Origin of the sequence: Klebsiella sp. X1-16S-Nf21, from assembly GCF_002837615.1 — a bacterium.
GTDB classification, from domain to species: Bacteria; Pseudomonadota; Gammaproteobacteria; order Enterobacterales; family Enterobacteriaceae; genus Klebsiella; species Klebsiella variicola.
The window spans coordinates 1-25669 of the sequence record NZ_PJDK01000078.1 but is presented as its reverse complement, the minus strand read 5'-3'; the positions used below and the strand labels follow the sequence as shown (position 1 = coordinate 25669).

Here is a 25669-nt window from a genome sequence, read left to right as displayed (position 1 = left end):
GCAGGCGGCGGCGAAAGTGATTAACTTCCTGCTGAACAGTAAAGAAGGGGTGGATATTCTCGGACTGGAGCGTGGAGTACCACTGAGTAAAGCGGCGGTCAACTACCTGACCGAGGACGGGATCATCAAAGCCGACGATCCGGCGGTGTCTGGCCTGAAACTGGCACAATCCCTGCCCACGACCCTGCCGGTCTCCCCGTACTTCGACGACCCGCAGATTGTCGCCCAGTTCGGCACTACCCTGCAGTACATCGACTACGGTAAAAAGTCGGTGGAAGAAGCGGCCGAGGACTTCCAGCGCCAGACCGACCGCATTCTGCGCCGCGCGATGCGCTAACCTGCCCGTCTGAACTCTCCCGCGGCATCCGCCGCGGGAGAGCCTGCCTGAGTATCCTGTCAGAAAAAATATTTAAAACGCACCCGAGCGCCGTAGCGTTCATCGGGATTCCCGCTCTTCGCTGCCGTGGAATCGAGCCACGAAGCATAGGCGCCAAGGTAAATATTGAAGTTCGGCATCGCCATAATATTCGGCAACTGCCAGGAGGTGTGCAGGGTATGGATGTCATAGCGCCCCGGCGCGAGAATTGCGCAGTCGCCATCACATTCGCTGGTCACCCCGGCCATATTGAACTGGTCGATTTTGTTATGCGCGTAGATATAGCCCAGCTCCACGCGATGCCACAGGGCGTTAATTCCGGCGCTGAAGTCGGTTTCGTCCGCCGCGTCCAGCAGGGCGGTACTCAGATTGACCACCGCCCCATCCTGCGGGTCGCTTTTCAGGGTGTTCCAGCTCATGGTCAGCCCGTAGCCGGTGCGATTTGACTGGTCGACCCAGCGTCCGCTCTGGTTCTGATAGCCGTAAGCATTGTTGACGAGATTGCTCTCTATCGCCGCGGCCGCCGACCAGGCGCCGGACTGCCACACCGCCACCGGCCGCACGTACACCACATTTTTGCGGTTTTCCAGCGCATTACCATGATAGTTCTGATCGACAAACAGCGAACTGCCGTCCTCCACCAGGGTGTTAACCTCGAAATACCAGTTATCCACCGTTTTGCTGAACAGAAGGTTGCCGCCGCTGCTGCTGCGCCCGCGCCCCTCTTTCATCATGTAAATATAGCCATAGCCGTCGGAATAGAGATCGTTGGCGGTATTGCCTGAATATTCAATAAAGGTGTCCTGATTCAGGGGGAACATATCCCAGGCTTCAAAGCGGCCTATTTTTATTTTCCAGTCATCCTGCTGACCAAAGAAAAATACCGCATCGTCGAGATTCATTTTGCCATCCATATCCGCCAGGGGCTGCACGCTGAATCCGGCATATTTTCCGTCAGCGCCATTACGCCTGCCGTCAATCCCCAGCAGAATACGACCATTAATATCCCAGCGTTCTTTATCGCCCGGCGCCCAGCTTTTATTCGCGCTGGTTTTGACCGACGTCAGACTGCCGGTGCGGCTGGCGCCATCGAGGTTAAATTCGACGTCGCCATAAAATTTTAATTCGCCATTGTCGTTTAGCTGCAGGCGCGGCGTAGCCGGCGCCGCGCGGGCGACCGTCGTGGCCTGCTGCTGGCCTTTCAGTGTCTTAATTTCCGCCTCTGCGCTGGCGGCGCGCGCCTCCGTTGCCTTTAACCGCTGCTCCATTTGCGCCAGTCGCTCCTCCAGCGATAACGGCGCCTGCGCCATAACGGATGGCAGATACAGAGACGTGAGAAAACACCCGACCCAGATTTTATTCATCGGTAAACCCTTTTATTATGGAATGAACTGAATTTGTTATTAATGGGTAACGCACGACGATGCAGGCAATAATAACCCGCCCATCGTCAAAGACGGGTTATTAACGACAACAGCCTTATTATTATTCGAGCTGCCAGGCGCCGGCTTCAGTTAATGCAGCTGAGCCGCTCCAGGCAAATAACGCTAATTCACGGCAAGGGACCTGCGGATAGATACGGCTGCTCAGGCAGGCTTCGCCATCATTGACGAAAACCTCAACCGAAGAGCTATCGAAAAATATCCGCAGGTTGAGATCCGCCCCGGCGGTCAACGGCACGCTGCGCGTCCCGCACAGGCCAAACTGCGGATAATGCCGCTCCACCACCAAACGCTGCTGTTGGGCATCCACGTAGATGCGCAGGCCCTCGCCAAAGCGCAGACCATACTGCTCAGCGCTGCTGCGGGCGCAGTCCCAGCGCAGGTGCACCTCCATCGCCTCGCAGTTGTCGACCATCGTCGTCTGCTGGTTGTTCAGGGTGCTGACCGGCCACGGGAACCAGGCGCCGCGCAGGCTCTCCACTTCTTTCGCCGGGCGCATCTGCAGGCGGTTATCCGCGCTCAGGCTCAGCTCGCGCGGCAGGGAGAGCATGCCCGCCCAGCCGTCCTGCTGCTCCGGCAGCGGCGATTCCCACATATCCAGCCAGCCAATCACGATCCGCCGGCCATCGGGGGTGGCGAAGCTTTGCGGGGCATAGAAATCGTGGCCGTGGTCCATCTCCCTGAATTCGCCGTGGCGAATAAAACGCTGCCCCGGCTGCCACTCGCCGATCAGATAGCCGCTCTGGAACAGATTGCGGTTGCGGAATCCTTCGGCCTGCATCCCCTGTGGGGAAAACATCAGGACGCGCTTGCCGTTGAGAGTGAAGAAGTCCGGGCACTCCCACATGTAGCCCATGGTGCTTTCCGCTTCATCCAGCACGCCCGCATCCTGCCACTGGCGCAGATCGGTTGAACGGTACAGCCGTACCTGGCCGGTATCGCCTTCACGCGCGCCGACGATCATGTACCAGCTATCCCCTTCCCGCCAGACCTTCGGATCGCGGAAGTGGTGCATGCCTGGAGGGGTGTCGACCACCATCCCCTGGCGCTCAAAGTGGATCCCGTCGCGGCTGGTGGCCAGACACTGCACCTGATACAGATTGGCTTCGTCGCCAGGATCGCCGTGGAACTTATGCCCGGTGTAAATCAGCGCCAGGGTATCACCATCGACCACGGCCGAACCGGAGAAGCAGCCGTCTTTATCTTCCGGCCCCTCCGGCGCCAGCGCCACCGGCAGGTGCTCCCAGTGCACCAGATCCTTACTGCGCGCGTGCCCCCAGTGCATCGGCCCCCACTGGGTGGAATACGGGTGATGCTGATAAAAGGCATGGTACCAGCCGTCGAACCACACCAGACCGTTAGGGTCGTTGATCCACCCGGCGCGGGCCGCCAGGTGATAGTGTGGATACCAGCGCAGATTGAGCGCCTGGCGTTGTGTCTGCAGTACCTGTTCAGCCCGGGAGATTGTGTAAGTCATCATTTTCACTCTTTTTGATTCAGATAGCGGTAGGTTGCGACACCAGCGGATCGGCCGAGGATTTACCGGAGCGCAACAAGAAGATGGAGATAAAGGTGGTGCAGAACACCAGCAGGCCCATGATCAGATAGGACTGGGCGAAGCCATATTTTTCATAGCTGTAGCCCGCCAGCGGCGACAAGACGCTGGCAATGATCGAGCTGGTGCAGGCGAAACCCACCAGATAGAGGGTGGAGGAGAGGCGTTTATCAAAGTTGATGCTGTTGTACTTAAAGATAGCCACCAGCAGTATCGGCAGCTCCACCGCGTGCAGCAGTTTGGTAATGGAGATCAGCAGCGGCCCCTCCACCAGGCCAGAGGCCACCATGCGCATCGCCATCACCATGCCGGCGAAAATCAGACCGTTCTTGGCGCCGATACGGTTCACCAGCCACGGCGCGCAGAACATGCCGGCCGCCTCGAGGAACACCTGGAAGGAGTTGAGATAACCATACATCTCATTGCCTTCCTGCAGGGTCGCGAACTGCGATGAGAAATAGACCGGGAACTGCTGGTCATAGACGCCGTAGATGCAGGTGCCGATGACGAAAAAGACCAGCGCCCAGAACCGAGGCAGCGTCAGCAGGCGCAGTGCATCTTCCAGCGTCACCTTACCGCCCGATACCGCCTCCTGCATCGCATGCGGCGCCGAGGAGACCCGCAGCCGCGCCAGCAGGATAAAGAACACCAGCCCTGAGCAACTGGCGACGAGGAAGTTAAGCTGCGGATTGATATTAAACAGCAGGCCGGCGAAGAAGGTGGCCACCGCCCAGCCGAGCGAGCCCCACATCCGTGCCCTGCCGAATTCAAACTGGCTCTGACGCGCCACGCGCTCGGTGTAGGATTCCAGCACGCCAATGCCGCCGTTAAAGGTCAGGCCGATGTAGATCCCGCCGAAGATGCTGCCCAACAGGACGTTAATCTTCAGCAGGTGGCCGAACAGCAGATACGCCGGACCGGAGAGGATCAGCAGCGCGGTGATATACCAGAGCAGATGTTTGCGCAGCCCCAGTTTGTCCTGAATGAAGCCATAGCAAACTTGCGCAAACAGCGCGGAAACCGACAGTACGGCATAGATAATACCGGTATCGCCAGCCTTTAACCCAACCTCCTGGTGAAGCCAGATAGAGAGCAAGGAGCCGGATGACGACCAGGTCACGAAAAAGAAAAACAGTAAGGCACTGAGCAACGGGTAACTGTGTGAGTGATGCGCTTTCATCATGACATTCTCGTGTTAGAGGAATGCAATTATGGTAACGTTAACAAAAAACAAAACGCAGGGGGATTCGCTGCGATACATGATGTTAATCACAAAAGTTAACGTTAACATAATGAAGATGCGATCGCGATCAAATATTAACCGCGGCAGCGTTCAGGACGGAGATAGCAGAAAATCGTTTCACTCTTTTACATCAGCGACTTAGTTGTATAGCCTGTACTCTGCAGCCACGGCGGAGGAAAAAATGGCGTCCCTGAAAGATGTAGCAAAACTGGCGAATGTATCTCTGATGACCGTCTCGCGGGCGCTGAACACCCCGGAGCGGCTCAAGCCGGAGACCCTGGCCCGCGTGCAGGCCGCCATCGCCGAGACCAACTACGTCCCCGACCTGTCGGCGAAGAAGATCCGCGGGGCGCGCGCCACCCCCAGCACCATCGGCGTGCTGGCGCTGGATACCGTCACCACGCCCTTTTCGGTGGAGATCACCCTCTCGATCGAAGAGACCGCCCGCGCCCACGGCTGGAACAGCTTTGTGGTCAACATGTTTTCGGACGATAGTCCGGAAGCGGTGGTCGACCTGCTCCTCTCCCACCGTCCGGACGGCATTATCTTTACCACCATGGGGCTGCGCCAGGTGCCGCTGCCGGACAAACTGCTGACTCTGCCCTGCGTGCTGGCCAACTGCGAAAGCCTCAGCCAGCCGGTGGCCAGCTATATCCCGGACGATGAACAGGGCCAGTACGACGCGGTGAAAGCCCTGCTTGCCGCTGGCTATCGTCATCCGCTGTGCCTGCACTTACCCGCCAGCCAGCTGGCGACGATCCGCCGCCGCCAGGGGCTGGAGCGCGCCTGCCGGGAGGCGGGTATCGAACCGGACCATCTGATCCATTCGTATATGGGCCAGGGCGATGAGCATTACCACGATATCCCGGCGGTGGTGCTGGCGCATATCCGCGAGGGTAAACCTGGCTTTGACTCGGTGATCTGCGGCAACGATCGCATCGCGTTTATGGTCTATCAGACGCTGCTGGGTCAGGGGTTACGCATTCCCCAGGACGTGGCGGTGGTGGGATACGACAATATGGTGGGCATTGGCGATCTGTTTCTGCCGCCGCTCTCCACGGTGCAGCTGCCGCACTACGACATCGGGCGCCTGAGCGCCCTGCATATCATTCACGGCGACAACCATCGGGAGACGCGCAAAGTCGCCAGCCCGTGGTTGCCGCGCGCCTCACATTAACGGTTACCGATGTTGCGCAGCTTCTCGCCCGCCATCAGGTTGCGCTCAATGTGCTCGAGGGTGACATTCTTGGTTTCCGGGATCAGCCAGAAGGTGACGCCGATAAAGGCCACGTTGAGCACCGTGTAGAGCCAGAAGGTACCGGCGGCGCCAATCGCGTCAAGCAGCGTCAGGAAGGTGGCGCCGATGATCATGTTCGACACCCAGTTGGTGGTGGTCGAGCAGGTGATACCGAAATCGCGGCATTTCAGCGGCTGGATCTCGGAGCAGAGGATCCACACCACCGGCGCCGCGCTCATCGCATACCCGGCAATACACATCATGGTCATGCCGACGGAAAGCCAGGAGAGACCGCTGGAGGCGGTGCCATTGTCGAACTGCATCAGGCAGTAACCCAGCACCAGGGTGCCCAGCGCCATCACGCTAAAGCCGATTTTTAGCGCCGGCTTACGACCCGCTTTATCCACCGTGAACACCGCAATAAAGGTGGCAAACATAAAGGTCAGGCCCACCACCAGAGTGGCGATCATCTGCTGTTCGGTAGTGGTAAAGCCCGCCATTTTAAAGATACGCGGCGCGTAGTACATGATGATGTTCATGCCGGTGAACTGCTGCATCGCCTGCAGCAGCATGCCAAGGAACACCGCCCGGCGCACGTTACGATTGACCTTAAACAACGCCCAGCCGCCCTGCTTCAGCTTCAGGCTCTCACGGATCTCGTTAAGCTCGTCGCGCGCCTTTTCCGAGGTATCGCGCAGCATCCGCAGCACCTCTTCCGCTTCGATATGGCGTCCTTTCTCCGCCAGCCAGCGCGGGCTGTTCGGCAAAAAGACGACCAGAATAATCAGGATCACCGCCGGCAGTGCCAGCACGCCTAACATGGCGCGCCAGTTACCGCTGTAGCTAAAGGCGGTATCGGAAAGAAACGCCAGCACAATGCCGAGGGTCACCATCAGCTGGTACATACTGATCATTTTCCCGCGCACGTTCTCACTGGCCATCTCGGAGAGGTACAACGGCGCGGTATAGGAAGCGATCCCGACGGCCACCCCCAACACCACGCGGGCTATCAGCAGCACCTCCACGCTGGCGGCAAAAGCGGAGCCGATAGAGCCGGCAACAAAGAGCACAGCCCCCGCCATCAGGCTGTATTTACGGCCGAGGCGGAACGACAGCCAGCCGTTAAACAGCGCACCGATCGCCGCCCCCAACATCATACTGCTGACCACCCACTCCTGAAGCTGGCTGGATAAGGTGAAGTGGTCGGTAATAAAGGGCAGCGCCCCGGATATCACGCCGATATCCAGGCCAAAGAGCAACCCCGCTACCGCCGCAGCGATAGAAACAAACCAGTTCATCCGCCGGGTGTCACGTTGTGTCCGCGGCGTTAATGCAGAGTCGTTACTGATTGAAGTCATTTTTATTCCTGCCACACAGAGAAAGACATAGGACGAAAGTACGTGACTGGCGGAGGAGTTTGTCAGGCTGGATAAGCCAAAGATATGGACTATTTTGCTGGCAGGAGAGGTTTTGTGATGGACATTAAACTTTCTAAGGAACAAAAAATGCGTTTGTCATAGTGAATAACCCTGTCCATACAGGGCAGTAACATTAATCAGGCGATATAGAATATGGACGATTATCACTTATTGATATGGACAATAATTGCTCACTCGGCCGGTGCGATACTCACCGCCCCGGCCTCGCGGAGGGGGTTAGCGCGCCAGCCAGCCGCCGTCCACCGCCACCGTGTAGCCATTGATGTAATCGGAAGCTGGGGAGGCAAGGAATACCACCGGCCCCATCAGATCGGCCGGCAGGCCCCAGCGCCCGGCGGGAATGCGGTCGAGAATTTCGCTGCTACGCTGTTCGTCAGCGCGCAGCTGCTGGGTGTTATTGGTCGCCATATACCCCGGAGCGATGGCGTTGACGTTGATATTGTGTTTGGCCCATTCGTTCGCCAGCAGGCGGGTCACGCCCATCACCGCGCTTTTGGACGCCGTATACGATGGCACACGGATCCCGCCCTGGAATGACAGCATGGAGGCGATGTTAATGATCTTCCCGCCGCTGCCCTGGGCGATAAAGTGCTTCGCCGCCGCCTGGGACATGAAAAATACGCTCTTGATGTTCAGGTTCATGACGTCGTCCCAGTCCTTTTCGCTGAACGCCAGCGCGTCCTCGCGGCGGATCAGCCCGGCGTTATTGACCAGAATATCAATATGGCCGAATTCCGCCACCGCACGCTCCAGCAGCTGGGGGATACCGTCGATCTGGCGCAGGTCGGCGGTCAGGCTGAGAAAGCGGCGTCCCAGCGCCGTCACCCGTTCGATGGTTTCCACGGGCTCGACGATATTGATACCAACAATATCGCAACCTGCTTCCGCCAGCCCGAGGGCCATTCCCTGACCTAAACCGGTATCGCATCCGCTCACGACGGCTACTTTTCCCTGCAGGGAGAATGCATCAAGAATCATAATGTGTTCCTTAATCGTTCAGAGCCTGCTGCGTGCAGGCAAGGTTCTCTCGGCCCTGCCCACGCCGATGGCGGAGCTGAGCGTGGGGTGAACTCTCGGGCATAGCCCACCATAATGAAAATAAAACAGAGTTCCGTTTTTGCTGATGGGTGCCATCTTAGCCCTGCCCCCTGTCATTTTCAATAATATTTAAAACGATGTTTCATTTTTTATGATGGCGATTACAAAAAAAGAAAAAGCGAAGGCACCCGGCGGCACGCGCCGGGCGGGAGAGGTGTTAAAAGGACGATGATTCAACCGGTTGTCTGGAGAGGCGAACAAAGAGAGGCCAGCAGGCCGCTGAAAATGCGGGAATTACGCTGAACTGCGTGAGGCATCACAAATAATGAAACGACGTTTTGATAAATTAACACTCATCTTTTAAAACACATCACACAGCGACACGCCTCTGGTCCAGCGGCATCGCAGGAAAGAAAGGAGCACTACATGGCTAAAGGCATGCGGGTCAAACTGAATTATCAGGTCAGCCACGATCCGGATACCGGAGCGGAAGTTACCCGCTTAACCCCTCCGGAGGTCACCTGTCATCGCAACTACTTCTATCAGAAGTGTTTTTTTAACGATGGCAGCCATTTACTGTTCGCCGGCGAGTTTGACGGCCACTGGAACTACTATCTGCTGAATATCGCCAGCGCCGAGGCCATCCAGCTGACGGAAGGCGCCGGGGATAACACCTTCGGCGGCTTCCTCTCCCCGGACGATAAGTCGCTTTATTACGTGAAAAATGACCGCACCCTGCTGGAGGTGAATCTGACCACCCTCGTTGAGCGCGAAGTTTATCGCGTCAGTGATGACTGGGTCGGCTACGGCACCTGGGTGGCAAACAGCGATTGCAGCAAACTGGTGGGCATTGAGATTGCGAAAAGCGACTGGACGCCGCTCAACGACTGGCAGATTTTCCATGACTTCTTTCACAAAGGACCACACTGCCGCCTGCTGCGCGTCGATCTGCACAGCGGTGAGAGCCAGGTGATCCATGAGGAAAAAATCTGGTTGGGACACCCAATCTATCGTCCCTTCGACGACCACACCGTCGCCTTCTGCCATGAAGGGCCGCACGATCTGGTGGACGCCCGCATGTGGCTGGTCAATGAAGATGGCAGCCACGTCCGCAAAGTGAAAACGCATGCCCCGGGCGAAAGCTGCACCCATGAATTCTGGGTACCGGACGGTTCGGCGCTGATCTACGTCTCCTATCTGAAAGGTCAGCAGGGGCGGACGATCTATCGCTTTGATCCCGAAAGCGGCGTCAACGAGGCCCTGATGACGATGCCGGCCTGCTCGCATCTGATGAGCAATTTCGACGGCACGCTGCTGGTGGGCGATGGCTCAGGGACCCCGGTGGATGTCAAAGATACCGGCGGCTACTCCATTGATAACGATCCTTATCTGTATGTCTTTAACGTGGCGCAAAAACGCTACTTCCGCGTCGCGCGTCATGATACCTCGTGGGCGACGGTGGCCAACAGCCGTCAGGTGACTCATCCACACCCCTCGTTTACCCCGGACGACAGCGCCATTCTGTTCAGCTCCGATAAAGACGGTAAACCGGCCATCTATATCGCGAAATTACCCGAGCATCCGCCAATGCTGAGCGCCTGATCCACACCACACTTCTTTCTGTAACTGGCCTTGCCCTTCTTCGTGGAGGGCTTTTTTGTCCCTTCTCTTTCCCCCATAAAAAACCCCGGCTGACGGCGCCGGGGAAAACAAACGATGAGGGCTGAATGGTCTGTCAGAACGAGTAGGCCACCCCAACGCGGAAGCGGGTCTGACGATCGCTGCGGTCGTTCACCCCGACGTTGCCAATTTCACCATACGGTGACCAGTTGTTATCCAGCTTATAAGCCACCTTCACGTTATATTCCTGCGAGTAGGGTTTGTTGTCGTTACGGCTGACCCCCTCGGAACTGCGGGCATAGACATAGTTCAGCTCTGTACGCCAGTCACCAAGCGCAAACCCGGCCCACGCATCGCCGCGGTTAACTTTGTCATCATCTTTACCGGCGTTGTTCGGATAGCGGGTGTATTCATAGCGATAGCGAGCGGCGACATAGAAGCCGTTGTCGAAGCTGTATTGCACGTGGAGGTGCGGCTTGTAGATGGAGCGGCTGTCGTTGCTCTCAATGGTAAACCCGGGGGTGAGGAAAAAGTTCGACGTTGCTTTCCAGCGCCAGCTAATGGTGTCTTCATGACCATTACCCACCACATCTGAATAGGGCTGCGAACCGTTGTCGCCACCCGAACGCCATTTGGCCTCGACGGTAAAGCCTAGCCCGTTGGCAAAACGGTGGGAAACGGAGACGCGGTCGGCATTACTTTTATCGCTCTTACCGCCATCAATGAATTCATGACGTAAATCTATCGTTACCGCAGTCGCCGCAAAAGACATACCACAGAGGGCGGCCAGAACCAGAGATCGTTTTAACATAGGGTACCCCTTATAATAAATAAAATGTCATTTCGTTTTTATGAAACGTTATTTTATTTTTTAAGCACCTTAGTTTTAGTGACCAGGATCGTAGTTATTTGTTTCAAAAAATGTGGCACAACAAGACGTGACGGAGCTCAATAAATTCGCCAGGGGGGAAGTGAAATACGCGAGAAAAAGCAGGGTTCGGCAAAGCGCGGCGCATAAAAAAGGCCTCCCGCAGGAGGCCATGTAGATCGAGACAGAGCGTCAGGCGCGCTCTACCGCCAGCGCCACGCCCTGACCGCCGCCGATGCACAGCGTCGCCAGCCCTTTACGGGCATCACGCTTGATCATTTCATGCACCAGCGATACCAGGATCCGGCAGCCGGAGGCGCCGATGGGGTGGCCGAGCGCGATCGCGCCGCCGTTGACGTTGACCCGCCGTTCATCCCACTCCAGTACCCGGCCAACCGAGATCGCCTGAGCGGCAAAGGCCTCATTGGCTTCGATCAGATCGACGTCGTCCAGCCGCCAGCCGGCCCGCTCCAGACAGCGACGGGTGGCGTGCACCGGGGCAATACCCATCAGCGCCGGATCGACGCCGACGCTGGCGAAGGCGCGGATCCGCGCGAGGATCGGCAGCCCCAGTTCAAGGGCTTTGGCTTCACTCATCATCATCACCGCCGCCGCGCCGTCGTTGATGCTGGAGGCGTTGCCGGCGGTCACCGACCCGAGGCGGTCGAAGGTGGGCTGCAGGCTGGCCAATCCTTCCGCGCTGGCATCCACCCGCGGTTGTTCATCGGTATCCACGGTGCGCGCCGCGCCGTTATGCTCGGTAATCACCGGGACAATCTCGTCGCGAAAGCGGCCGGAATCAATCGCCTTGCGCGCCTTATGCTGTGAGCTGAGCGCCCACGCGTCCTGCAGTTCGCGGCTGATGCCGTATTCCCGGGCGAGGTTTTCCGCCGTAACGCCCATATGATAATCGTTGAAGGCATCCCACAGGCCGTCATGCACCAGGCTGTCAATCAGCTGGCTGTTGCCCAACTGGGCGCCGGTGCGGCTGTCGGTGAGTACATGCGGAGCGCGGCTCATATTCTCCTGGCCGCCGGCGATCACCACATCCGCTTCCCCGCACTGAATCGCCTGGGTGGCGAGGTGCAAAGCCTTCAGGCCGGAGCCGCAGACGTCGTTGATGGTAATGGCCGATACAGTGTTAGGCAGCCCGCCGCGAATTGCGGACTGGCGCGCGGGGTTTTGCCCGGTACCGGCGGTCAGCACCTGGCCGAGGATCACCTCATCCACACTCTGCGGATCGATCCCTGTCTGCTCAACCAGCGCTTTCAATACCACACTCCCCAGCTCGACGGCTGAATGGCGCGATAAGGCGCCCTGAAAGCAGCCAATCGGCGTTCGCAGCGCCCCGACGATCACGACATCCTTCATCCTCTACCCCTGCCCATGCTTTTGCGCAAAGAAACAGCGATATACTAGATAATTGTTATCAAAAAACTTTGTAATTGTTTAAAAAAAGTGAAGCCAATCACAAAGAAACCGCTTTTTATTAACGTTCACGCCGCTGCAGATGCTCACGCAGCCAGCTGCCGGCCGCCCCCGGCGGCGCTTTCTTATTCCACAGCAGATCGACCGAAATCGCCCGCGGCCAGCCGGGAATGTCAAGCGCCACCAGCCCGCCCTGCGGCGCAAACTCCGCCACCAGCGCACAGGGCAGAATGCACCAGCCGAATCCCTGCACTGCCATGCTGAGCAGCAGCAGGTAGTTTGGCGCCGACCAGACCTGACCTGCGGCAGGTTCGGTGGCGCTGGCCAGAAAGGTGCTCAACCGCAGCTCACGCCAGCTGCGCAGCTCATCCCAGACGACCTTGCCCTGCGCCGCCAGCGGATGGTCAGGCGCCACGTAAATGCCCATCGCCGTCTGCAGCGGCAGGCGGGTGCTGCCGATGTCGGTCGGGTAGCGATCTCTGGCCTCAATCAGCCCCACCTGGGCGCGGGCTTTTTGCAGGAGATCGATCACATCCTCGTCTTCGCCAATCAAACACTCAAACTCGGTATGGGGAAAGCGGCGGTCAAACTGCACCAGCAGATCTTCCAGCACGTCCGGGTGCAGGGTGTCCGAGAGCACGAAGGTCAGTCGCGGTTCCGTCTCACCGGCGAGCGACATCGCCAGCTCATCCAACCGCTCGCTGGCGGCGAGGATCGCTTTGACGTAGCTCAGCACCTGCTCCCCCTGCGGCGTCAGCGTCGGCTGCCGCGTTGCCCTGTCAAAGAGGGTCACGCCGAGATCGGCCTCCAGGTTGGCGATAGCGGTACTGATCGTCGACTGGCTTTTACGCAGGCGACGGGCGGCAGCGGAAAACGATCCGCAGTCAACCGCCTCCACAAAGGCGGTTAACGCTTCCGGGGAATAACGCATAATCTATCTACTTTATCGATGGTTTCTATCTTTTGTTTATCATGTTTTTCCATAAAATGCCGGGTAATTTCCTGTTCAGGCTAAAACTGGAGGTCGCTCGCCATGCAACAGATCCCTCATCAGCGCAAGACGCTTACGGAACGCGTTATCCACGCCATCACCTTCGAAGGACTGGCGACGCTGATCCTCGCCCCTACCGCCGCCTGGCTGATGCAGCGCTCGGTCGTGGAGATGGGCGGGCTGAGTATTCTGCTCGCCACCCTGGCGATGGTATGGAACATCATCTATAACGCGATGTTCGATCGCCTGTGGCCGGTCTCCCGCTTTCCCCGCCAGCTGAAAGTGCGTGCGCTGCACGCGCTGGGCTTTGAGACCGGATTCATCATCATTGGCGTCACCATGGTGGCGATCGTGCTGGGCGTATCGCTCTTGCAGGCGTTTATGCTGGAGATCGGCTTCATGCTCTTCTTCCTGCCCTACACCATGGCGTTTAACTGGGCATGGGACACCCTGCGCGAGCGCGTTATCCGCCGCCGCCGCCCACGCCAGCCGGCGCGCGGGTAGTGCCCCGGGCGGATCCTCCACGATCCGCCGCGACTTTATCACCAAAAACTATCGCAACAGACGAACCATAAATATGGTAAATTGCACTCCTTTTTTTTGGTTTACCGGTTGATAAAGTCGCATAATGTCTAAAATTTGGTCTAAAGAAGAAACTCTATGGAGTTTTGCCTTATATGGCACTGCAGTAGGCGCTGGGACGCTATTTCTACCGATCCAGCTGGGTTCGGCTGGCGCCATTGTCCTGTTCATCACCGCGCTGGTCGCCTGGCCGCTCACCTACTGGCCTCACAAAGCGCTGAGCCAGTTTATTCTCTCGGCCAATATCGCGCCGGGAACCGGGATCACCGGCGCAGTCAATCACTACTATGGTAAGAAAATCGGCAACCTGATCACCGGCCTCTATTTCCTCGCCTTCTTCGTCGTGGTGCTCATCTATGCCGTGGCCATCACCAACTCGCTGGCCGAGCAGGTGGCGCATCGTACGCCGGTGACCCCCACGCTGCGCGCGCTGCTGAGCCTGGGCGTTGTGCTGGTCCTCAACCTGATCTTTCTCATGGGTCGGCAGGTCACCATCAAGGTGATGGGCTTTCTGGTCTTCCCGCTTATCGCCTGCTTCCTGTTTCTCTCCCTCTATTTAATCCGCGACTGGCATCCTGAGCACCTCACCAGCCAGATGCAGTTCAGCACGCACACGCTCCATCAGATCTGGATCTCCATTCCCGTGATGGTTTTCGCTTTTAGCCATACGCCGATCATTTCTACTTTTGCTATCGACCAGCAGGAGAAACATGGCGACCTGGCCATGGGTAAATGCAAAAAAATCATGAAGGTGGCCTACACCATCATCTGCGCCAGCGTGCTGTTTTTCGTCTTCAGCTGTCTGCTGGCGATCCCGGCGACCTATATTGAAAGCGCCCGCGATCAGGGGGTGACCATCCTTTCCGCCCTGTCGATGGTGCCGGGCGCGCCCGGCTGGCTGGCGGTAACCGGCATCATCGTTGCCGTGGTCGCCATGTCTAAATCCTTCCTTGGCACCTACTTCGGGGTGATTGAAGGCGCCAGTGAAATCGTCAAGAGTTCGCTGGGGCTGGTCGGCGTGCGTAAGAGCCGCGCCTTCAACCGGGCGATGTCGATCCTGCTGGTCTCCGCCTTCACCTTTGCGGTGTGCTTTATCAACCCGAATGCCATTTCGATGATCTACGCCATCAGCGGGCCGCTTATCGCCATGATCCTGTTTATCATGCCCACGCTGTCCACCTGGCTTATTCCAGCGCTTAAACCGTACCGCTCGGTGGGTAACGCCATTACGCTGGTGGTCGGCCTGCTCTGCGTTTCAGTGATGTTCTTTGGCTAATCGCCTCTGGCGGCAGCGGCTTACCTGAGCCGCTGCCGCACATTCTGACAACATTCTCGCCCTTCCCTTTCCCCTGAGCGGATTACACTTACGGCTTAGCCACCGTAAGGAGAGTTCGTATGTCCAGTGTCACCTTATCCGGTCGCGGCACGCTCGGCGATCGCCAGGTTTATCGGTTGGGTTATGGCGCGATGCAGCTGGCCGGCCCCGGCGTCTTCGGCCCGCCGAAAGATCCCGAAGAGGCGGTGCGCGTCCTGCAGGCCGCCGTCGAGGCCGGGGTAAACCATATCGATACCTCTGATTTTTACGGTCCGCATGTGACCAATCAATTGATCCGCAAAGCGCTCCATCCCTATTCTGACGACCTGTGTATTGTCACCAAGGTTAGCGCCCGCCGCGACGAGAAGGGCAACTGGCTGCCGGCCATGTCGCCTGCCGAACTGACCCAGGCCGTCGAGGATAATTTGCGTAACCTGGGGCTCGACGTGCTGGAGGTGGTGAACCTGCGCAGTATGCTCAGCCCTCACGGCCCGGTGGAAGGCTCGCTGGAGGCGCCGCTCACTACCCTGCTGGAGCTCAAAGCGCGGGGATTGATCCGCCATATCGGCCTCAGCAACGTGACGGCAAAACAGGTCGCGGATGCGCAGAAAATGACGCCCATCGTCTGCGTGCAAAACCTCTATAACATTGCCCATCGCGCCGACGACGCGCTGGTCGATGCGCTCGCCGCGCAGCACATCGCGTGGGTGCCCTTCTTCCCGTTGGGTGGTTTTACGCCACTCCAGGCGCAGGAGCTGAACGAGGTCGCGGCCTCGCTTGAGGCGACGCCGATGCAGGTCGCCCTGGCCTGGCTGCTTCAGCGTTCGCCGAATATTCTGCTGATCCCCGGCACGTCTTCCCGCACGCATCTGGCGGAAAATATTGCCGCCGCGCAGCTGGTCCTGCCGGCCGACGCCCTGCGCATCCTCGATAATATCGCCACCCGCGCACGCCTCTGACCCGTGGGGAGAAATGGGGGGAACGACAGCTATCCTTAATATTTGCCTGGAAAAACCTCAACACTGCTGGCACTATAGATCTTACAAATGGGGTGTGATCGACGATCGTTTTCTCATTATCCCCGTTAATCAAACTACTGTTTTTATCCTTCGACCGGTCTCCAGCATGGAGGCCGTTGTCGTTTTTGTCATGACCAAAATTTGAAACTCTTGATTACAGGAAACACAATATCAAATTCCAAGTTTATACATATCAATCTGGCTGCAAAGATAGCCAATAACATCAAACGCTCATAAAAACATCTGATTAACCCAATCAGAATGTTGCTATTGCTATAAGAAAAATCAAACGCCTCACGACAACTATTTACAAGGGATGCACATGACAGAGGGAACGATAAAGACCAGTAAGTATGAAATTATTGCTATTTTCAGAGAGGAGTTGCGCAAACGTACTGAAATTGAAATATTTTTTAACAACACGAGTATCGTAACCCAACTGACACGTGTGGATTTTGCCGAGTTCCATATTCAGACTCACCGCAAAATCCCGCCGGGGCATAAAATTCGCTTTCTCCTGCATAGTGATTCAGGGAAAATAGAGTTTAATGCACCCCTGACAAAACATGACAATAGCGGTGTGGATAAAGGTATCCGCTACGCCTTTTCTTTGCCTGAATGTCTGCAGGTCGTACAGCGCCGCCGCGATCCCCGTTTTCGTTTACGCCACGAACATGATTTTTATTGCCGCGGTCGCCATAAAAATGGCGAAAACTATCTTTTCGACATCAAAGACATTTCAGATGGCGGTTGCGCATTGATGACCAGGACGCCGAACCTGAAATTTCTCAGTCATAACGCCTTACTGAAAAATGCTGTACTGATGCTCGCGGAATATGGTGAGATCACCATTGACCTGGTGATAAAGAATGTCATTGTTATCACCCTTGATGACGCCAATGAAGAGAGTGAAAGCTACTATCAGATATCCTGCCAGTTTAAGTTCCGCCATCTCGATGACCAGCGCAGAATAGAGAAGATACTGCTGGACCTGATCTTAGAAGCCAAGCGCAAAAAGAGAATCTGATACCCTTGGACAGTATATTGCTGTACACCAATGATAATCTCATTGGTCACTCAATCTATCACTACCTTATTGATAGCCATGAAAATATCACCCGTCTTGGTTATGGCGACGTTATCCATGGGAAACATCTACCACTGGCTCAGACGGTTATTTTCAATTTAATTAATAAGGATATTTCTGCCATCAGAATCGTCGACCTGCTGAACGCGCTTCGCCTTTCTCTGCAGCGCTGCCAACAGCCGGTACTGGTGGTGAAAAGCGACATTGTCGCCCTGTGCAGAGAGTTGATAACTATTGATAATGCTATGATTATTAGCGAAAAATCTCCATTATCTCTTTTTTCCTCTATCGTCAAGCGCGCAGAGGGCGCCAGCGAACTGCCACCGCGAAGGTTGCGCAAACAGCTGTCGCCACGAGAGTGCCAGATCCTCGAACTGCTGATTGCCAACAATAATAACAAGCGTATTGCCGCCCTGCTCGGCATTGCTCATAAAACGGTTCACAGCCATCGTATCCATATCATGCAAAAGCTGGGCATTGATAATTCCCGCGCGATGAACCAGCGTATTGCCGCACTCCATCAATGTTAAATTATGCTCCAGTAAATCAACAGCGGATAAAGCGTACTTATTCGCTGTTGATTTACATTTCCTGCCATTCCCATTAATCATCAGGTAGCCTATAATTAGTGTATCCTCTGCCTATTGTCTGACTAACCTCGTGATGAGGGATAATGAACACTAAAATAACCGAAGACAACATTTTATCTCGTAATGATATCGCTGTACGCTACGTCTTTCAGAAAATGTTTTCCCCACAAGGTACCTTAGTCGCGGTTGAATGCCTGAGCCGCTTCGATAATCTTACCGTCTCTCCTGAGTATTTTTTTCGTCATGCTACCGCGGCGGTTCGTGAGCGTATTTTTCTCGAGCAACTGGCATTGATTGAAAAACATAAAGATTGGTTTTTACGCAACAATATTTCCGCCACCATTAACGTCGATGACCATATCCTGAATCTGCTGCGTCAGAAGGAAATAAAAGATAAAATTACCGCACTCGCCTGCGTCCATTTCGAAGTGACCGAAAACGCCGAGAATCTTCTCAATAATTCCCTGGCCGCCTGGCAAAACCCGCAAGATACCTCGCTGTGGCTCGATGACTTCGGCTCAGGCTATGCAGGGATTAACGCCATCAGAGGTTATCATTTTGACTATGTCAAAATTGATAAAGATTTTTTCTGGCATCTGATGCGCAAAGAGTCCGGTCGCCAGTTAATGGATGCCCTGGTGACCTTTTTATCCCGCAATCATCACAACGTGATTATTGAGGGGGTGGAAAGCGAAGACCATAAAAAATGGTTGCAGGGAATGGAGTGGTTTGCCATTCAGGGCCATTACTGGCAGGAAGTCAGTATTGAACAACTGGTTGCTGAAGATATTACCCGATAAAAAAAGCCGGGGATTCTCCGGCTTTTTTGCATTGCTTAATTATAAACTAATTCCCACGTTGCCCAACTGGTAATCGGCCCACTGGTGGCGCTTTTTGGCGTTGGCGAAACGTAGCCCACGTAATAGGTGAACAGCCCACCGCTGACCGCGTTTTCCTGCAAATGCACCTGATTTTGCTGCGGGTCCGCCGGGACAATTTTATTACTTTTATCCAGCGTATTATTATCATTGGTCGACAGTGCCAGATAAATATTCTGCGCCCCATCTGGCAAGGTATTGGCCAGATAGCCCGCATTCTCATTCCCGACCGCCGTCAGTAAAAAACCGTCAATCCAGCGAACGCTGACCCGTCGCACTTCGTCCTGCGAGGCGGCCCCACCGTCATGGCGCAACTGACAGTTTGACAGCGCCAGGGTAAATGGCTGCGGCTTCATAAACGCCCCGGCCCCGCGATCGTGCACTTCCGCCAGGCTGACCGGCGCCAGCCAGACGTTGCCATTGCCGGCATGCTGACCGCCATTCAGCGCGACGCTGCAGGAAATATCCGTCACCCGCCCGGCAAATTCGACCCGTCCGCGGTCATAATTGGTCTCGAAACCCCACGCCGAGGGGGCGGCGAGGCTGCCGCAGAATATCAGCCACGCGATAGTGTGTTTCGGCAATCCCTTCATTCCCCCTCCCGTATTAATCGTACGTCAGGTTAAAGATCATATGCGACTCCACCTCGCCGGTGCTGGTCGTCGGGCCATACTGATAAAAGCGCGCGTGCAGCGGTATGGTGATGTAGCGGATCTCCTGATTATTCAAGCGGCCAACGGTGTATTTCTTATTAAACTGCAGCGGCGATCCATCCTTCAGTACCTGAATACCGACGCCTTTTGCCATACCGCTACCGGCCTTTTCATTGAGCAACGCGCCCATAGTCGCCGTCGTGCTGGTAGCCAACGTTCCGGAAAACGAGGTGCTGATGTTGGCATACCCGGTTTCGCTCAGGCCGCCGCTGCACTGCAGATCGATATTAAAATCTTTCCCGCCCGCGGTAGTGCCCACCCCTTTCAGGTCACTGCGCCGGATGGAGCCCACATCGACATTCATATTCTTCCCGCTCATCACCGTACAGGAGGGCGAGACCACGGTGATGGCGTTGGCGCTCAGATAGGTTTCGAGGATCGGGTTGCCGCCGCTCTCCCAGTCATAGGAGGTGTATTTCCCTGTTGCCAGGGTGCCGCTGCCGGTGGTTGCCGCGGTTTTGATTATCTCCAGGGTAAAGCGCGATCCCTCCAGCGAATAGTTGGTGGTACCCGATACCCGAGACGAAAAGACGTCGGGATAGACGATATTGACCGTCGCGCCGCCGCGGCTGAAACGCATGCCGATACCCGGCACGTTGGTGGAATAGATTTTATTCCCGAGGTCCGTGGCCCCTGGCGCAACAATCTTTGCCGCGAAGCGGTTGGTGCCGGAGGTACAGCGATAGCTCGCGCCGCCGGGGGCGCTCATCGTCCAGTCGCGGGTGAGGATCACCGACCCCACCGGCAGATCCGGAGGCACCACCACCCTGCCCACCACCATGTCCAGCATCACCGTTGGCGAAGAAAGGCGCGTACAGACGGCCCAGGAGGAGGTGGTTCCCAGCGCCATTAAGACGATAAAAAGCGTTAGTAATTTCCTCAGCGACATACGCTATCCTTTGTTGTTTGCGGTCCCAGATCCACCGAACACTGCCCGCCGCTCCACTTCACAATCGCGCGTTTGGCATTCGCATCGCTGATAAACATCATGCTGCCCTGGCCGACAACGCCGATCTCCTTACCATCAGGAGAGAAAATACTCGCCGCAAACGGCAGCGGCTCATGGTTCGCCTGGCGCACCTGCAGCGTGAGGTTGTTCTGCACCGTGGTGCCGAACGCCACCTTAACCACGCTGCCTTCCCACGGCACAACCTGCGCCACGGTGCGATCGAAGGCGACATCGTCAAGGCTACCTTTCGGGTCGATCTCGACGGCGTTAATCCGGTACGGGCGCAGATACGGCAGGATGGCGTAACCATTGCTGTCCACACGGGTGCCCGGCGACCCCGGGAGCATGGCGCCGGCAGCGTCTTTGGCTTCAATCAGCGCCATCGTCGAGCCGCTTTCGGGCGAGAGCACCACGCCGCCGCTATGGGCGATCATCGTCCCGCTGGCGCCCAGGCCGCTCTGGCGATAGCCTTCGCCCTGGCTGTAGCTGCCGTTGAGCGTGGTCCATGGCGTACGGTAGCTGCCGTTGAGCGCCACGTCGTGCTGGCCGCCGGTGGCCGTGGTGGTCGACACGCCGTAGTTAAGGTTGTTTTCACTGTCCAGCGAACCGTTGATACCAATCTGCGAGCTGGCAAAGCGCGAGTTGTTGAACGAGGTGTTCGACGTCAGGTTGGCAGTGCGGTTATCGCCAAACCACAGCGGGTAGCTGAAGTTAAGTGAAATGCGATCGTCGCGGCGATGACCGGAGCTGTCTGGCGTGTAAACGCGCTGCGCGCTCGCCGACCAGGAGAGACGACCAAATGAGTTGTTGTAGCTGACCTGATACTGCTTCTCGGTCCCGGAGCGGTTCCAGTAGTCGGAGACGCGACCGCTCAGATAAAACCCGCCCCAGCCGTCCGGCAGGTTCTGGTTCACGGTGAAGGTCATGCCGTTTTTCTGCCGCCACAGGGTGTAGTTGCTGCGGCTGTTTTTTTCCTGATCGACGGCATACAGCGCGTCGTTGAGGTTGTAATAACCTTTCGTCGAGTAGCGATACGCCGCCAGCACGATGCTGGTCTGGGTATCGGTAAACATGCGGTTAAAGGTGGCGCGATAGCTCTGCCCCGAATCATCATGGGTATCACTCTTCAGCCGCGAATGGGTCACGTCAAAGGAGAGCGCGCCGATGCCGGTGTTCATCCCGGTCCCCACCAGGAAGGCCTGATAGTCGTCGAAACCCGTGACCCCGGTATAGCCGGTCAGCAGGTTGTTGATCCCGTGCTGCCAGGTGGCCTGATAGAGCATCGGCTTGTTGCGCAGAGAACTGTCGTCCACTTTACCGGCGGAGAGCGCGTAGCGGGTCATTCCCGGGCGCAACAGCTGGGCGACGGAAGCGTAAGGCACGCTAAACACTTCCACCGAGCCATCCGCCTCTTTCACCGAGACCTCAAGGTCGCTGCCATAGCCGGAAGGATAGACATCCTGCAGGGTAAACGGCCCGGGCGGAACGGTGGTCTGATAGATAATGTTGCTGCCCTGGCGCACGGTGACGAGGGCGTTGCTCTGCGCCACGCCGCGAATTTCCGGGGCATACGAGCGCATGCCATCCGGGAACATATTGTCATCGGTGGAAAGGTTGACCCCACGCAGACCGATGGTGTCGAAAAATTCACCATTGGTAAAAATCTGACCGCCGCTGACGATGGAGTTGAGCTGCGGAATGGGGCGCTGGAGATAGGTCTGGTTGCTGTTCCAGTGCGCTTTACCCTGCTGCTGTTGCCAGTTCAGGTTGCCGATGTGCTTCAGCAGCCAGCCGTCCCACGACAGGCCGGCGTTGACGCCAAGATAGGCGCTGCTGTTATCCGAGCCGCCGACCGAAGAGGTGTGGCTGTTCCAGGCGTTGGCCATCCAGCCCAGATTGAGCGCAGTAATGCCTTTGTCCCAGAACTCCGGGCTGACATAGTTTTTCAGACGTTGATCTTCATAGATCTGCGGTACCGAAATGTTCAACCGCAGGGAGGACTGGACCAGGTTGTCTTTGACGTTTTCTTCGTTACGCCAGGATTTGAGGCTACCACAGTACCCCTCCTGTTCGCTGAGCTTTGGGTTAAGCTTTTCCGCCGCGATGCCGTACTGCGTCAGCATCGCTTTGGTGTAGCAAACGCCAAGGTTACCGTCTTTGTCGCGCGCGATGCGCAGGTCGTAGCGCCCTTTCCACTCGTCGTTGGTGTAGACGTCAAGGGAGTAAGTGCCTTCGGTAATCGCGCTGGTCGAAAAGCGAGACAGATCGACCTTCTCGCGGCTACCGACAATAAAGCCGTCGTTAAATTGATATACCGTTCCCGGGTTTTCCTGTCCGCTGGAAAATGGCGGAAAGCAGCACAGCGCGATGGCTATCGCGGTGCTTAATCTTCCCGGGCAGAATGACCTCTGCTTCATTAGCTTTTCCCTTATTTAACGGCCACTTTCACTGCGACATCGGCGCCATAGTCATTAATGTTGTTAACGGTCAGGGTTTCGCCGCGGTTGACGGCGGAGGAGAGTGCTACCGTCTGGCTGGACTGCGGCGCCAGCATCACGGTTTTGCTGTTCAGGGCTTTACCGCCGTCGCGGGAAATACGGCTGACGGTAATGTAGAACGGCGTCGGGTTATTGATGGCGAGACTGCTGCCGTTGGCAGTCAGCGTCAGCTTCTCGGCCGCCGCATCGCGGTTGCCCAGTCCGGCAGGGCGGTAAATAAATTTAAAGCGGGAACGGATCGCCAGCTGCAGCACGTTCTGGCCTTCATTTTTCTGATTGGCCACTACCGGTGGAATTTCCAGCAGATTCAGCCACCACAGTGTCTCTTTATCTTTCGCCAGACCGGCGCTGCTGCCGAGCTTAATACGCAGCGTCTGGCCACTTTTGGCGTCAACGCGCGAGATCGGCGGGGTGATAATAAACGGGGTGGTAATGGTATCCGGTGTGGCATCGGCATCGCCATTATCCAGCCAGGCCTGCGCCAGTGCCGGACGGTCGGCGTTATTTGAAAGCTGTACCGTTATTTCTTTTTCATTTCCTGGATAAATAAAGCGGGTACCGTTAACAATAATGTTGTTGGCATGGGCCGCAAAACTAAAAATGAAACAGAAAAAAAGGGCAATACGCTTCATGCTGACCTCAGAATAAAAATACAAGCGGCGGACATCGCCGCTTTATTATTGTTATTAACTGCCCCGGAGCGGGGCAGTTTTATTTTCTGGCGGAATTACTGATAGGTAATTTCGTAAGTCGCGTAGCTGTTGACCACACCGGTAGTTACTGTGGTCGGTGCGCTGGTCGCATAACCAACGTAGTAGGTGAAGCGCGCGCCATCGGCTACAGCAGCAGCATCGCCTTTTGCTTTCGGCTGAGTGCTGTCACCCGGGATGATTTTGTTGGTCAGCGCGGTGGCGTTGTCAGTAGACAGCACCAGCTGGATGTTCTGGGCACCGGAAGCTTCGGTGTTCGCCAGGTAACCCTGCTGTTTGCTGGTTGCGCCAGCCAGCAGGTTACCACCGGTCCAGTTCACGCCCAGTTTGGTTACGTCATCCTGTTTGGTGCCGTCAGCAGCCTGGCAGTTAGAGACGTCAATGGTGAAAGATTTCGGTTTCAGATAAGTATCCGCTGCTGCCGCTTTAACTTCAGTCAGGGTTACCGGAGACAGGTAAACGTTCGCATCGCTGCCCTGGCCGTTAACAGAAACAGTACAGGATACATCGGTAACTTTACCGAAGAAATTAACCTGGCCGCCGCCAACATTGGTATCAGCTGCATGGGCAGCAGTCATGCCAAAAAACGCGGTTGCCATTGCTGCAGAGAGAAGAACCTTTTTCATTGCCATTTCCTTGTCAGAGTGAATTACGAATCAATGAGCACACTGTGAATTCGCATAGAACCAGAAACATCAGGCGATGCTGATTTATGCCACTGCTAATAGAATCTTCGACTGACCGGGAGCCGCAATATTTAAGGCGTCAGGTAACGAACTTAAAAATATCAGTTCGCTGGTGCTATCGGCGTCAAAGAATGCTATTTATTCGCCGACAAATATACATTTGTTCACGTTTCATTAAGTTATATAACAGATAACCATCAACTATTAATAAACAGTCATTGATAGATGAAAACGAGAGGGTGGTTGTTTACAGCGCAGCAAGCCTAACGCCAGTGCGAGAGAAAGTGACCGCAACAGCATGCAGAAAAAGCCCTCGGAAGGCCATCGCGATAAGTCTGAATCTGCCTTTGCGGTGGTGAAAACAGCACCAAACCATTCATACAACGAATGATGAAAGCATGAATGAGGCGCATTCCTCTCCCTGAACAAGGGCAGCCCATGTGATATCCCCTTCCAGAAACAAATCATTAATCCATTGTTTTTAAATTAAAAAATCGATAAACGATCATATTTCCGCCATCAAACCGCCATAAAAATGTGATCTAAATCGCACTTTTTGCAACGCACGTTATAGTTAGCAGACTTATTATAAGTCCATCGAAAGCAAACACGCTTTCCACCATAAAAGTTAAAAGGACAAACACCATGAAAAACGTAAAATTACTCGCCGCTGCCGGTATGCTCTCCCTGGTTTCTTTTGCTAGCTTCGCGCATCCGGTGAGCGTGACTGCCGACACCCTGGACAGCGCAGAAGCGAAAATCGCGACCATTGCGAAAGAACAAGGCGCTTCCTACCACATCACCGAAGCGTACACCGGCAACCAGGTCCATATGACCGCCGAGCTGTCTAAATAAGCGAATGGTTGCAGAGGGAGCTGCCGGACAGGCCGCCTGCGGGTGGCTGGTCTGGCTCCCGCCGCCCACCCCGCACGCAGCAATGTCGAGCCCCGTTATGGGGCTTTTTTCGTTTTTGCTCCCGCCGCCTGGCGCGCCAGCGCGCGCTGGATAGACAACACGCTCGCCAGCACCACGATCAACCCCACCAGCGCCATCCCCTGGATCTTTTGTCCAAGGAAAATCCATCCCAGCACCACGGCGGTCACCGGGCTCAGCAGACTCATCGCCGACACCGCCACCGGCGAGAGGCGGCCAATCCCCCGGAACCACAGGCCATAGGCCAGCATGGCGCCCGCGACGCACAGCCACAGATAGCCTGCGACCTGCAGCGCTGTCACCTGATGCAGAGGGGGGTCAACGATCAGCGCCACCGGGGCCAGCACCACTCCCCCAATCGCCAGCTGCCAGCCGGTCAACGCGACAATCGGCAAGGAGAGCGCCCAGCGGCGGGAGAGCCAGGTGCCCAGCGCCATACTGATCGCGCCGAGAAACGCCGCGCCGATCCCCA

The 25669-nt window shown here is 56.2% G+C and carries 24 protein-coding genes and 1 pseudogene; 10 read left to right on the top strand and 15 right to left on the bottom strand.

Annotated features, from left to right (window positions below; translation table 11 throughout):
- Positions 1 to 337, top strand: a pseudogene (locus CW267_RS25060) (carbohydrate ABC transporter substrate-binding protein); the annotation flags it as partial.
- A 59-nt stretch (positions 338 to 396) separates the two neighbouring features.
- Here CW267_RS25060 and CW267_RS25055 read toward each other — a convergent pair.
- The 4 genes from CW267_RS25055 to CW267_RS30925 all read right to left on the bottom strand — a co-directional run bounded on the left by CW267_RS25055 (position 397) and on the right by CW267_RS30925 (position 4703).
- On the bottom strand, positions 397 to 1740 hold the full coding sequence (locus tag CW267_RS25055; protein WP_022064921.1) for a carbohydrate porin: 1344 nt from the start codon (positions 1738 to 1740) through the stop codon (positions 397 to 399).
- Between the two features lie 121 nt (positions 1741 to 1861).
- Positions 1862 to 3295 (bottom strand): glycoside hydrolase family 32 protein, encoded by a 1434-nt coding sequence (locus CW267_RS25050; protein ID WP_032737190.1) that lies wholly within the window; start codon positions 3293 to 3295, stop codon positions 1862 to 1864.
- 19 nt (positions 3296 to 3314) lie between these two features.
- Entirely contained in the window at positions 3315 to 4556 is a 1242-nt protein-coding gene (locus CW267_RS25045; RefSeq protein ID WP_012540640.1) for an MFS transporter, read from the bottom strand.
- Between the two features lie 12 nt (positions 4557 to 4568).
- Positions 4569 to 4703: a hypothetical protein gene (locus CW267_RS30925; protein WP_046621754.1), complete on the bottom strand. Its 135-nt coding sequence runs from the start codon at positions 4701 to 4703 to the stop codon at positions 4569 to 4571.
- A 94-nt stretch (positions 4704 to 4797) separates the two neighbouring features.
- Between CW267_RS30925 and CW267_RS25040 the strand changes: the two genes are divergently transcribed.
- Positions 4798 to 5793 (top strand): LacI family DNA-binding transcriptional regulator, encoded by a 996-nt coding sequence (locus CW267_RS25040; RefSeq protein ID WP_008806352.1) that lies wholly within the window; start codon positions 4798 to 4800, stop codon positions 5791 to 5793.
- On the opposite strand, the gene CW267_RS25035 is transcribed toward CW267_RS25040, so the two are convergent.
- Together CW267_RS25035 and kduD are read right to left on the bottom strand one after the other, a co-directional pair.
- Positions 5790 to 7211: a sugar porter family MFS transporter gene (locus CW267_RS25035; protein WP_008806353.1), complete on the bottom strand. Its 1422-nt coding sequence runs from the start codon at positions 7209 to 7211 to the stop codon at positions 5790 to 5792. The genes CW267_RS25040 and CW267_RS25035 overlap by 4 nt on opposite strands.
- A gap of 297 nt (positions 7212 to 7508) precedes the next feature.
- Positions 7509 to 8270, bottom strand: a complete 762-nt coding sequence (gene kduD / locus CW267_RS25030) for a 2-dehydro-3-deoxy-D-gluconate 5-dehydrogenase KduD (RefSeq protein ID WP_012540639.1) — start codon at positions 8268 to 8270, stop codon at positions 7509 to 7511.
- Positions 8271 to 8756: 486 nt separating this feature from the next.
- On the opposite strand from kduD, the gene CW267_RS25025 reads away from it, so the two are divergent.
- On the top strand, positions 8757 to 9932 hold the full coding sequence (locus CW267_RS25025; protein WP_008806355.1) for an oligogalacturonate lyase family protein: 1176 nt from the start codon (positions 8757 to 8759) through the stop codon (positions 9930 to 9932).
- Positions 9933 to 10065: 133 nt separating this feature from the next.
- Here the strand turns inward: CW267_RS25025 and ompK26 are convergent, their stop codons facing one another.
- From ompK26 to CW267_RS25010, 3 genes are all read right to left on the bottom strand, one after another.
- Positions 10066 to 10761 carry a KdgM family porin OmpK26 gene (gene ompK26 / locus CW267_RS25020; RefSeq protein ID WP_012967271.1) on the bottom strand — a complete coding sequence of 232 codons (696 nt, stop codon included), beginning with the start codon at positions 10759 to 10761 and terminating at the stop codon, positions 10066 to 10068.
- 249 nt (positions 10762 to 11010) lie between these two features.
- Entirely contained in the window at positions 11011 to 12189 is a 1179-nt protein-coding gene (locus CW267_RS25015; RefSeq protein WP_008806357.1) for an acetyl-CoA C-acetyltransferase, read from the bottom strand.
- A gap of 118 nt (positions 12190 to 12307) precedes the next feature.
- Complete coding sequence (locus CW267_RS25010; protein WP_100781241.1) at positions 12308 to 13177, bottom strand: LysR family transcriptional regulator; 870 nt, start codon at positions 13175 to 13177, stop codon at positions 12308 to 12310.
- Positions 13178 to 13279: 102 nt separating this feature from the next.
- On the opposite strand from CW267_RS25010, the gene CW267_RS25005 reads away from it, so the two are divergent.
- The 6 genes from CW267_RS25005 (at position 13280) to CW267_RS24980 (ending at position 18630) form a co-directional block, all read left to right on the top strand.
- A complete protein-coding gene (locus CW267_RS25005) occupies positions 13280 to 13741 on the top strand; it encodes a multidrug/biocide efflux PACE transporter (RefSeq protein WP_008806359.1) in 462 nt (153 codons plus the stop codon).
- Positions 13742 to 13865: 124 nt separating this feature from the next.
- Positions 13866 to 15095, top strand: coding sequence for an amino acid permease (locus CW267_RS25000; RefSeq protein WP_008806360.1), 1230 nt, complete (start codon positions 13866 to 13868; stop codon positions 15093 to 15095).
- A 119-nt stretch (positions 15096 to 15214) separates the two neighbouring features.
- On the top strand, positions 15215 to 16093 hold the full coding sequence (locus CW267_RS24995) for an aldo/keto reductase family oxidoreductase (protein WP_100781240.1): 879 nt from the start codon (positions 15215 to 15217) through the stop codon (positions 16091 to 16093).
- 382 nt (positions 16094 to 16475) lie between these two features.
- On the top strand, positions 16476 to 17180 hold the full coding sequence (mrkH, locus tag CW267_RS24990) for a transcriptional activator MrkH (protein WP_048330644.1): 705 nt from the start codon (positions 16476 to 16478) through the stop codon (positions 17178 to 17180).
- Positions 17181 to 17197: 17 nt separating this feature from the next.
- Positions 17198 to 17770, top strand: coding sequence for a LuxR C-terminal-related transcriptional regulator (locus tag CW267_RS24985; RefSeq protein ID WP_162823394.1), 573 nt, complete (start codon positions 17198 to 17200; stop codon positions 17768 to 17770).
- Between the two features lie 143 nt (positions 17771 to 17913).
- On the top strand, positions 17914 to 18630 hold the full coding sequence (locus CW267_RS24980) for an EAL domain-containing protein (RefSeq protein WP_100781239.1): 717 nt from the start codon (positions 17914 to 17916) through the stop codon (positions 18628 to 18630).
- A 35-nt stretch (positions 18631 to 18665) separates the two neighbouring features.
- Here CW267_RS24980 and mrkF read toward each other — a convergent pair whose 3' ends face one another.
- From mrkF to mrkA, 5 genes are all read right to left on the bottom strand, one after another.
- Positions 18666 to 19301: a type 3 fimbria minor subunit MrkF gene (gene mrkF / locus CW267_RS24975; protein WP_008806365.1), complete on the bottom strand. Its 636-nt coding sequence runs from the start codon at positions 19299 to 19301 to the stop codon at positions 18666 to 18668.
- A 13-nt stretch (positions 19302 to 19314) separates the two neighbouring features.
- Positions 19315 to 20310, bottom strand: a complete 996-nt coding sequence (gene mrkD / locus CW267_RS24970; RefSeq protein ID WP_012540632.1) for a type 3 fimbria adhesin subunit MrkD — start codon at positions 20308 to 20310, stop codon at positions 19315 to 19317.
- Positions 20301 to 22787 (bottom strand): type 3 fimbria usher protein MrkC, encoded by a 2487-nt coding sequence (mrkC, locus tag CW267_RS24965; protein WP_008806367.1) that lies wholly within the window; start codon positions 22785 to 22787, stop codon positions 20301 to 20303. Before mrkC ends, mrkD begins: the two co-directional genes overlap by 10 nt.
- Before the next feature lie 11 nt (positions 22788 to 22798).
- Entirely contained in the window at positions 22799 to 23500 is a 702-nt protein-coding gene (gene mrkB / locus CW267_RS24960; protein WP_012967265.1) for a type 3 fimbria chaperone MrkB, read from the bottom strand.
- A gap of 95 nt (positions 23501 to 23595) precedes the next feature.
- Positions 23596 to 24204 carry a type 3 fimbria major subunit MrkA gene (gene mrkA / locus CW267_RS24955; RefSeq protein ID WP_008806369.1) on the bottom strand — a complete coding sequence of 203 codons (609 nt, stop codon included), beginning with the start codon at positions 24202 to 24204 and terminating at the stop codon, positions 23596 to 23598.
- 705 nt (positions 24205 to 24909) lie between these two features.
- Here mrkA and CW267_RS24950 point away from each other — a divergent pair.
- A complete protein-coding gene (locus CW267_RS24950) occupies positions 24910 to 25119 on the top strand; it encodes a DUF1471 domain-containing protein (protein WP_002916131.1) in 210 nt (69 codons plus the stop codon).
- A 95-nt stretch (positions 25120 to 25214) separates the two neighbouring features.
- Here CW267_RS24950 and CW267_RS24945 read toward each other — a convergent pair.
- On the bottom strand, positions 25215 to 25669 hold a 455-nt coding region (locus tag CW267_RS24945; RefSeq protein ID WP_165787470.1), incomplete at its 5' end, for an EamA family transporter.

Excerpts from the sequence above, each read along its gene's own strand:
- ompK26 (WP_012967271.1), bottom strand. The coding sequence starts at position 10,761 with ATGTTAAAACGATCTCTGGTTCTGGCCGCCCTCTGTGGTATGTCTTTT.
- CW267_RS24980 (WP_100781239.1), top strand. The coding sequence starts at position 17,914 with ATGAACACTAAAATAACCGAAGACAACATTTTATCTCGTAATGATATC.
- CW267_RS25035 (WP_008806353.1), bottom strand. The coding sequence starts at position 7,211 with ATGACTTCAATCAGTAACGACTCTGCATTAACGCCGCGGACACAACGT.
- CW267_RS25025 (WP_008806355.1), top strand. The coding sequence starts at position 8,757 with ATGGCTAAAGGCATGCGGGTCAAACTGAATTATCAGGTCAGCCACGAT.
- mrkF (WP_008806365.1), bottom strand. The coding sequence starts at position 19,301 with ATGAAGGGATTGCCGAAACACACTATCGCGTGGCTGATATTCTGCGGC.
- CW267_RS25045 (WP_012540640.1), bottom strand. The coding sequence starts at position 4,556 with ATGATGAAAGCGCATCACTCACACAGTTACCCGTTGCTCAGTGCCTTA.
- mrkB (WP_012967265.1), bottom strand. The coding sequence starts at position 23,500 with ATGAAGCGTATTGCCCTTTTTTTCTGTTTCATTTTTAGTTTTGCGGCC.
- CW267_RS25040 (WP_008806352.1), top strand. The coding sequence starts at position 4,798 with ATGGCGTCCCTGAAAGATGTAGCAAAACTGGCGAATGTATCTCTGATG.
- CW267_RS25000 (WP_008806360.1), top strand. The coding sequence starts at position 13,866 with ATGTCTAAAATTTGGTCTAAAGAAGAAACTCTATGGAGTTTTGCCTTA.
- CW267_RS25015 (WP_008806357.1), bottom strand. The coding sequence starts at position 12,189 with ATGAAGGATGTCGTGATCGTCGGGGCGCTGCGAACGCCGATTGGCTGC.
- CW267_RS24950 (WP_002916131.1), top strand. The coding sequence starts at position 24,910 with ATGAAAAACGTAAAATTACTCGCCGCTGCCGGTATGCTCTCCCTGGTT.
- mrkA (WP_008806369.1), bottom strand. The coding sequence starts at position 24,204 with ATGAAAAAGGTTCTTCTCTCTGCAGCAATGGCAACCGCGTTTTTTGGC.
- CW267_RS25050 (WP_032737190.1), bottom strand. The coding sequence starts at position 3,295 with ATGACTTACACAATCTCCCGGGCTGAACAGGTACTGCAGACACAACGC.
- kduD (WP_012540639.1), bottom strand. The coding sequence starts at position 8,270 with ATGATTCTTGATGCATTCTCCCTGCAGGGAAAAGTAGCCGTCGTGAGC.
- mrkC (WP_008806367.1), bottom strand. The coding sequence starts at position 22,787 with ATGAAGCAGAGGTCATTCTGCCCGGGAAGATTAAGCACCGCGATAGCC.
- mrkH (WP_048330644.1), top strand. The coding sequence starts at position 16,476 with ATGACAGAGGGAACGATAAAGACCAGTAAGTATGAAATTATTGCTATT.
- CW267_RS25055 (WP_022064921.1), bottom strand. The coding sequence starts at position 1,740 with ATGAATAAAATCTGGGTCGGGTGTTTTCTCACGTCTCTGTATCTGCCA.
- CW267_RS25005 (WP_008806359.1), top strand. The coding sequence starts at position 13,280 with ATGCAACAGATCCCTCATCAGCGCAAGACGCTTACGGAACGCGTTATC.
- CW267_RS24995 (WP_100781240.1), top strand. The coding sequence starts at position 15,215 with ATGTCCAGTGTCACCTTATCCGGTCGCGGCACGCTCGGCGATCGCCAG.
- CW267_RS25010 (WP_100781241.1), bottom strand. The coding sequence starts at position 13,177 with ATGCGTTATTCCCCGGAAGCGTTAACCGCCTTTGTGGAGGCGGTTGAC.
- mrkD (WP_012540632.1), bottom strand. The coding sequence starts at position 20,310 with ATGTCGCTGAGGAAATTACTAACGCTTTTTATCGTCTTAATGGCGCTG.